8 protein-coding genes are annotated in these 7,914 nt (G+C 66.7%); all 8 read right to left on the bottom strand.

The features are described from left to right. Positions 1-854 (bottom strand): transcription antitermination factor NusB (locus tag ACIRA7_RS13240; RefSeq protein ID WP_396221317.1); only part of this gene is annotated, 854 nt, incomplete at its 3' end. 7 nt (positions 855-861) lie between these two features. Continuing rightward, entirely contained in the window at positions 862-1,827 is a 966-nt protein-coding gene (gene fmt / locus ACIRA7_RS13235) for a methionyl-tRNA formyltransferase (protein WP_396221316.1), read from the bottom strand. Positions 1,828-1,845: 18 nt separating this feature from the next. Then, positions 1,846-2,412 carry a peptide deformylase gene (gene def, locus ACIRA7_RS13230; protein ID WP_396221315.1) on the bottom strand — a complete coding sequence of 189 codons (567 nt, stop codon included), beginning with the start codon at positions 2,410-2,412 and terminating at the stop codon, positions 1,846-1,848. A 7-nt stretch (positions 2,413-2,419) separates the two neighbouring features. Next, positions 2,420-2,770 carry a preprotein translocase subunit YajC gene (gene yajC / locus ACIRA7_RS13225; RefSeq protein ID WP_396221314.1) on the bottom strand — a complete coding sequence of 117 codons (351 nt, stop codon included), beginning with the start codon at positions 2,768-2,770 and terminating at the stop codon, positions 2,420-2,422. Continuing rightward, entirely contained in the window at positions 2,767-3,918 is a 1,152-nt protein-coding gene (tgt, locus tag ACIRA7_RS13220) for a tRNA guanosine(34) transglycosylase Tgt (RefSeq protein ID WP_396221313.1), read from the bottom strand. Before tgt ends, yajC begins: the two co-directional genes overlap by 4 nt. A gap of 138 nt (positions 3,919-4,056) precedes the next feature. Continuing rightward, positions 4,057-5,127 carry a tRNA preQ1(34) S-adenosylmethionine ribosyltransferase-isomerase QueA gene (gene queA, locus ACIRA7_RS13215; protein ID WP_396221312.1) on the bottom strand — a complete coding sequence of 357 codons (1,071 nt, stop codon included), beginning with the start codon at positions 5,125-5,127 and terminating at the stop codon, positions 4,057-4,059. A 62-nt stretch (positions 5,128-5,189) separates the two neighbouring features. Further along, the gene (locus ACIRA7_RS13210) at positions 5,190-7,445 is read right to left on the bottom strand and encodes a GWxTD domain-containing protein (RefSeq protein WP_396221311.1); all 2,256 of its coding nucleotides are present in this window, start codon (positions 7,443-7,445) and stop codon (positions 5,190-5,192) included. A gap of 19 nt (positions 7,446-7,464) precedes the next feature. Continuing rightward, the coding region (locus ACIRA7_RS13205) for a Holliday junction DNA helicase RuvB C-terminal domain-containing protein (RefSeq protein WP_396221310.1) at positions 7,465-7,914 on the bottom strand (450 nt) is incomplete at its 5' end.

Raw genomic sequence — 7,914 nt, 5'->3', positions numbered from 1 at the left:
AGCCGGGCGCGACGCGAGAGCTCGAGTGCCTTGCCGCCGGGGGCGGCGCAGAGGTCGACCACCACGCCACCTTCGGGCACGTGCGCGTAGGTGGCCACCAGCGTCGCCGCCGGATCCTGCACGAAGAACGCCCCCTGCTTGAATGCGCCAAGCTCGGTGAGTGCCACGCCGGGGCCGAGCCGGATGGAATCGGTCACGAGCGGTACGTCGTGTGTGGTCACACCGGCTCCGGTGAGCATCTCGTCGAGCTGCGCTCGATCCACGCCGTACGGGCGCACCGTGATCGACGCGGGCTCGTTGTTCACGGTCAGCAGACGCTGCGTGTCGTCCATACCCCAGCGATCGACCCAACGCGCAATCACCCAGCGCGGATGCGAGTACTGCTGCGCGAGCGCTTCCAGCGGCTCGGCCGGTACCGGCGGCTCGATCGTGTCGCGCTCGCGATCGATGCGACGCAGCACGGCGTTGACCAACTTGCTGGCACCGATGCCATGTCGACGCTTCGTGAGTTCGACGGTCTGACCGATGGCCGCGTAGGCTGGCACGCTGCCCATACCAAGCAGCTGATACGCTCCCAGGCGCAGCAGGTCGGCCACATCGATGTCGATCTTGGCGATGCCACCGCGCACACGCTCGGCGAGGATGGCATCGAGTCGGTTGCGCGTACGGAGCATGCCCCAGAGCAGCTCCTGCACCCAGCGGCGATCGCGCGCATCGAGCGGCACGACGTACCGTTCGAAGGCGGCGTCGAGCATCGCGCCGTTGCGCAGGTCGGCCAGCACCATGGCAGCGGCCGCGCGCGAGTCGGTCACGCCGAGCAGGTGGTGCGGCGACTTCTTCACGACGGCCATCATTGGGTGCTCACGCGGGCTCGAGCAGATCGCCCACCGACACACCGCGTCCGCGCGCCAGCGACGCCGCGGTCATGCGTGGTTTACCGCTGGGTTGGACATCGAGGAATCGGACGGCCCCTTCGCCGCAGCGGACCAGCAACCCGTGGTCGTCGGCGGAGCGTACGGTGCCCGGCGGGCTCGCCAGCGTGGGTTCGTCGAGCTCGTCGTTGGTGCCATCGCCCACCACGCGCGCGCTGAACAGCTTCGTTTCCACCCCGCGAAGGCTGGCGAACGCGCCCGGCCGCGGATCGAAGGCGCGTGTGACGCGCGAGACGCGCTCCGCCGACCAGGTGAAGTCGAGGCGCGCCATGTCGCGATCGATCTTCGAGGCGTAGGTCGACTGTGCGTCGTCCTGCGCGATCGGCTGCACGATCTGGGCGTCGATCATGGCCAGCGCCTGCACGATGGCGAGCGCGCCGAGTTCCGAGAGGCGGTCGTGCAACTCGCCGTAGGTCTCGTCTGATTCGATCGGGGTGCGCAGCACGTGCAACATGTCGCCGGCATCGAGCGCGGGCACCATCTGCATGATCGTGATCCCCGTTTCGGTCATGCCGTCGAGAATGGCCGCCTGAATGGGCGCGGCGCCGCGAAGTGCGGGGAGAATGGAGCCGTGAATGTTGAGCGTGCCGAGCGGCGGCAGGTCGATCACCGCCTTGGGCAGGATGCACCCGTAGGCGACGACCACCGACACATCGGGCGCGAGCGCGCGCATGGCCTCGAGAAATTCGTCGCCGCGCGGCTTCAACGGCTGCAGCACGGGAATGCCTTCTTCGAGCGCGACCCGCTTGACCGGCGACGGGTCGAGCTGCGTGCGCGAACGGCCGCGCGGCTTATCCGGCTGCGTGACGATGCCGACCACGTCGTGTCCTTCGCCTATCAGCGCGCGAAGCGGCGGAACGGCGAACTCGGGAGTGCCCCAGAAGAGAATGCGCACGGGTGGGGCGGTCTCCGGTTATGTCGTCGGGTCGGGTGACGTGGCGTCGCGCTCCGGCGGCAGATCGCCGACGGGGAGCACGCGCAGGAGCTTCGGGTACTTCGCTTTCTCGTACTCCCACTCCCGCATCGCGGCGCGACGCTTGAGGAGGCTGAGCCGGTCGGTGAACAGGCGTCCGTGCAGGTGATCGATCTCGTGCTGCAGGCACCGTCCCAGCAGGTCGGTACCTTCGATTTCGTAGAACACACCGTCGATGTCCTGCGCACGCACGATGACGCGGGAGAAACGGTCGACATCGGCGTACACCTCGGGGATGGAGAGACAGCCTTCTTCCCCGCGCACCGAGCCTTCCTTCAGGATGATCTCGGGGTTGATGACGACGTAGCGCGTGTCATCGACCTCGACCACCGCCAGCCGCTCGCGTCGCCCCACCTGCGGTGCGGCGAGCCCGATGCCTTTCGCCTTGTCCATCGTGTCGAACATGTCGTCCACGAGCCGCCGCAACTCCGGCGTGATCTGCTCGACGCGTTCCGTCTCCTGGCGGAGGATCGGCGAGCCCAGGACGTGAATATCGAGCAACGACACGGAAACCTCAGGCCGCCGGGGTGGAGGCGCCGACGCGCGCAATGCGTCCACGCTCGACGATCACCTTCGATTCGCCCGTCTTGATCGTGATGCGGTCTTCCATGCTTGCCGCACCATCTTTGTTGACTGGATTGATATGCAGGACTTCGCCCACGAGTCCGCCGGCGGTGACGATCTCGTCGCCCTTCTTGAGGGCCTTGACCAGTTCGTTGTGCGCGTTCCGCTGCCGCTGCTGCGGGCGGATAAGCACGAAGTAGAAGATGGCGAAGATCGCGCCGTACATGAAAATCATGGAGGCGATCTGACTGCTGCCACCCACCTGCAGGGCAGCCAAGCTGGCAAGGACGGAGAAGCTCATGAAGGCGTCGATCGTGAGTGATAGCGGGCGAGCCAGTCACGGCTCCAGCCCTGGAACGTGCCGGCCTGAACAGCGGCGCGTGCGTCGCGCATCAGCGCAACAAGGAAATGTACATTGTGGAGGCTCAGGAGGCGCAGTCCGAGGATCTCTTCCGACACGAACAGGTGGCGGATGTAGGCCTTGGAGAAGCGGCGGCAGGCCGAACAGCCGCACTCGTCGTCCAGCGGCCCCGGGTCGAGGCGCCACGCGGCGTTCTTGATGCTGCGCCGCCCGGTCGTCGTAAAGAAGGCCCCGGTCCGCCCCATTCGCGTGGGGGCGACGCAGTCGAACAGGTCGACCCCGCGGGCCACCCCCTCCACCAGGTCCTCGGGGAAGCCGACGCCCATGAGATACCGGGGGCGGTCGGTCGGGAGCACGTCGTTCACCACGTCGAGCATGGCGTACATGTCGGGCTTGGCCTCGCCCACGGAGAGTCCACCGATCCCCAATCCGACCCAGTCGGCCGCATTCCGGATGGCGGTGGCCGATTCCCGCCGCAGATCGGCGTGAATGCCGCCCTGCACGATGGGAAAGAGCGCCTGCACGGGGGTCGGGGCGTCGGGATCGTCCCGCTGCAGCCGGTCGAACTCCACCCGGCACCGCTCCAGCCAGCGGATACTCCGCTCCATGGCTTCCCGCGCCAGCCCGGCCTCGGTCTGCCCGGGGACCACGTGGTCGAACTGCATGATCACGTCGGCGCCGAGGTTCCGCTCGATCCGCATGACGGATTCGGGAGTGAACTGCTGCAGCGATCCATCGAGGTGGCTGCGGAACTCCACGCCCTGCTCGTTGATGGTGCGCAGTCCTTCCAGGGAGAACACCTGAAACCCACCGGAATCGGTGAGGATCGGACCATCCCAGTGCATGAAGCGATGCAAACCGCCCATGGTGCGGATCATGTCGTCGCCGGGCCGCAGGCGCAGGTGATACGCATTGGCCAGGATCATCGTGGCGCCGAGGCGCTGCAGATCCTCGGGGTCGAGCGATTTCACCGACGCCAGCGTACCCACGGGCATGAACTGCGGCGTGTTCATCACGCCATGCGGCGTCGTGAATTCGCCGGCCCGGGCGTGGCCGTCGGTGGAGTCGAGTTTGAAGGAGAAAGTCACGAGTGGAATCTACTGGCACTCACGTGCGTTTCGAGTCGCGAGTCTGGGTGTCGAGTCGTGGGTCGCACACACCCAGCACCCGAAACTCGAACGCGCCACTCCAAACTCACCAGCGATCGACGGAACGAGGCGCCGGACTTACAGGATGCACATCGCGTCGCCGTACGAATAGAACCGGTAGTTCTCGGCCACGGCGGTCCGGTAGGCCTGCATCGTGAGATCGTAGCCCGCGAACGCGGCGACGAGCATGATGAGCGTGGACTTCGGCAAGTGGAAGTTCGTGATCAGCCGGTCGAGGCCGCGGATCGCGATGGGCGGACGGATGAAGATGTTTGTCTCGCCGCGGAACGGGTGGAGCACGCCATGCGCATCGGTCGCCGTTTCGAGCGTGCGCACGCTGGTTGTGCCGATCGCCCACACCCGATTGCCGCGGGCGCGCACCGCGTTCAGCTGCTGCGCCGTGTCGCTCGTGACTTCACACCATTCCTCGTGCATCACATGCTGCGATGGATCGTCGTCGCTCACGGGGCGGAACGTGCCGGCGCCGACGTGCAGCAGCACGTTCGCGGTCTCCACGCCGCGCGCGCGCAGCGTGTCGAGCAGATCCGGGGTGAAATGCAGACCGGCCGTAGGGGCCGCGACCGAACCGACCGTGTCGGCGTACACCGTCTGGTAGCGGGCGCTGTCGCCCGCTTCGTCAGCGCGCTCGATGTACGGTGGCAGCGGGACATGCCCGTACTTCTCGATCGTGCCGGCCACGTCACCGTTTGTATGGAGCCGCACGATGCGTGTGCGACGCGGCGTGGTGTCCACGATTTCCACGCGGAAGTCGGGAGCGATCGTGACCACGCGCCCGGGCCGCAGTTTGCCGCCGGGGTGGATCATCGCTTCGTAGTGGTCACCATCGATCGGGCGCAGCAGCAGAATCTCGGCCGGACCGCCGCTTTCGCGATGCCCCAGCAGACGCGCGCGGAACACCTTGGTGGTGTTCACCACGATCGCGTCACCGGCGGGGATCAGCTCGGCGACGTCGCGGAAGGTGCGATGCGACAGACTTCCGTCGCGCCGGTCGACCACGAGCAAACGGCTCGCATCGCGCGGCTCGACGGGACGCTGCGCGATGCGCTCCTCGGGGAGGGCGTAGTCATAATCGGACGTGCGGCTGCCCTTGTGGGGCAACACGTCGACGGAGTCAGGCATTGCGGTCATGGAAGGGCAGAAAGACAACCGAATCGGCGCGGCAACGCAACGGTTCGGCCCGATTTTATCCCTCAGCGCACCATGAAGACGGTGTTGCGCGCCGTTTTCTTCTGGTTCGCGAGGTCGGTCACTTCAACCCGCAGGCGATAGCCGCCCGGCGGCGCCTGTGTCATGTCGAGCGACAAGTACTCCACCTGCACCGGGACAGCACCACCCTGCCGCTCGAACGCGATGGTGAATCGATCACGAGACTGCTGCGAGCGACCCACGGCCCGTCCGACGTTGTCGAGCACGCGCACGGCAAAGCCCACCGCGCCCATACGATCTTCACGCTCCACCGTAATCGCCACGCGATACTTCGTCATGCCATCCCGTGGAACGAGGTCGTACATCTCCCAGAGCAGACCGATGGCGCTGTTACGCGCGAAGCTGCCGACGCTGGGGGTGATCGCCACGTCGCGCCACCGTGACGGCATCGTAACGCCGTCACGTGATTCCGGTTTGCTGCCGAGCAGTACGTCGCTCATGCCGAAGCCGACGTTCGTCGTGGGATCGAGGCGCGTCATCGCCCGGGCACCACGCTTACTGTCGCCCTGGAACGCCTCGACGCGCACCACGTTGATGCCGGGGCCCACCCGTCGCGTCCATGCCCGATCGAGCGGTGCCGTGCTGCTGTCCCGCGCGAAGATCAGCTGGTCGGATTCCATGCCGCGGACCTTCACGAACTGATCGAAGATGCGCAGATCGATGTCCACGGGTACGCGATCGAGCGCGTTGGCCCGGATCAGCGAGTCGATCGGGACCCGGGCCGCGATGACCGCGTCGCTCGAATCCGCGCCGGAGCGGAATCGGGTGATGCGCATGGGGATCGTGTCGAGCAGGCGCGACGCGGGGACGTTGGCGAACGAAACCGGTACGGCGTCGCGCAGCTGTTCCACGTAGTTGCGATCGAACATCGACACCCGTCCGGTCGCGAAACCGGGCTGCAGGTCGAAGAAGAACGTCAGCTTGCTGTTGTAATCCCACACCAGCGTCACCCCGCCGTCCAGCCGCGTACGGCTGTCGGTCGTGCTCCCCGGTAGCGTCATCTCGAAATCCGGCGGTCCGTACCGCACGTAGATGTCGCCACGATCGGTGTCGGCGCCGCGCAGGTCCATCTCGTCGATCGTCCAGCGGAAGTCGGCGAACACGACCCGGGCGAGAAACTCGAGCCGGAATTCGTTCTCCTGCGTGAGCGCCAGCGGATCGCTCATCATCCAGAACATCGCTTCGAGTCCGTCACGCTGGGCCGACGGCAGGGTGGCCCAGCTGGCCGAATCGCCCACCTGTCCCTTCATCTCCTTCGACGCCCGCGGGCGAAGAATGCGGGACAGGTTCCTGAGGCGGGTGGCCTCGGTCTCGTCCATCAGCACGAACGCGCTGTCGAAGGCCCGCGTTGCCTCCTCCTCGTTGGCGAGACGGTGATAGGCGAGCCCCAGCGCCAGCTGTGCCTGAAAGTCGAGAGGAAACTGACTCGCGCGCCGCGCGGCCACCGTGGCCAGATCCTGCCACTTCTTGCGCTCCGCATACGCCATATACAGGTGACGGCTGTAGCGCAGATTGGACGAGTCGGCGGCCACCGCCCGCGAGAAGCATCCGAGTGCCGTCGCGTGGTCGTTGTCGCCCGTGGGCGGTTCGATCTTGGTGGCGATCGAATTCACGTAGTCGCGCGCGTTCTTGCGATTCCAGTTGTTGTTGTTGTCCAGCTGCACCTTCGACATGCCGCTGGGCAGCCCCCGGTTCGCGATCGCGTCGTAGCTGCGCCACGCGGCCATGCCGGCCATGTCGGCGGCCTCGGCGAGCAACAGCGTCTCTCCCGAGCGCTCGGCGGCCGACATGCCATCGCGCGCCTGCCCGGTCGACGCGAAGCGCATGGTGGACACACCCGACTGAATGTTGAAGCGGCTGAGGCTGAGCCAGTAGCGTGCGCTATCCGGCGCGAGCTTGGTGGCCAGGCGCAGCGCGGTGTCGGCAGCGATCAGCAGGCGGATCTTTTTCTGATCCTTCATGAAGTTCGGATTGCGCGCGCTGCGGGCCTGATTCCACTGCAGCAGGCCGAGCCGATGCCACGCCGCGGCGTCACGCGTGTTTCGGCGCACGGCGGAATCGAGGAGTGCGACGGCGCGGGCGGTATCGCCGTTGGCGGCCAGGGAGTCCGCGAGCTGCGCGGCGGAACGCGGAGCCGCGCCTGATACGACAGGTTGTGCCGCCACCGTGCGCGCGCCGAGGAACGCCGGCAGCAGCACGACGAGGGCAATCCGCGTGGCACGCGCTACGCGGGTGGGCATGGGTGGCATGGTGTCGCGCTTAGAACAGCGTGGGGTGTTCGAAGGCGCCTACGGGAGGAACGTAGCCCAGGTGGCGATAGGCATGCGCTGTGGCCACGCGTCCACGCGACGTCCGCTGCAGGAATCCATGCTGGACCAGGAACGGCTCGTAGACTTCTTCGATCGTGCCGGCATCCTCACCGATCGCGGCCGCGATCGTACTGAGCCCAACCGGTCCCCCATCGAACTTCTCGATGATCGCTTTGAGCAGCCGGGCATCCATGTCGTCGAGGCCGAAGTGGTCGACGTTGTTCAACTCGAGCGCGGCCTGCGCGACCTCGAGCGTGATGCGTCCGTTGGCGCACACCTGCGCGTAATCGCGCACGCGACGCAGCAGCCGGTTGGCGACGCGTGGTGTGCCTCGCGAGCGCTTGGCGATCTCGTGTGCGCCCAGCGGGTCCATCTCCACCTTGAGGACTTCGCCGGTGCG

The sequence above is a fragment of the Gemmatimonas sp. genome, assembly GCF_044376735.1.
GTDB lineage: Bacteria > Gemmatimonadota > Gemmatimonadetes > Gemmatimonadales > Gemmatimonadaceae > Gemmatimonas.
The sequence above is the reverse complement of the archived record's forward strand: the minus strand, read 5'-3'. Positions and strand labels throughout refer to the sequence as shown.

What these genes read in the sequence shown, in the direction of transcription:
- yajC (WP_396221314.1), bottom strand. Translation starts at nt 2,770, where the DNA reads ATGAGCTTCTCCGTCCTTGCCAGCTTGGCTGCCCTGCAGGTGGGTGGC.
- queA (WP_396221312.1), bottom strand. Translation starts at nt 5,127, where the DNA reads ATGACCGCAATGCCTGACTCCGTCGACGTGTTGCCCCACAAGGGCAGC.
- ACIRA7_RS13210 (WP_396221311.1), bottom strand. Translation starts at nt 7,445, where the DNA reads ATGCCCACCCGCGTAGCGCGTGCCACGCGGATTGCCCTCGTCGTGCTG.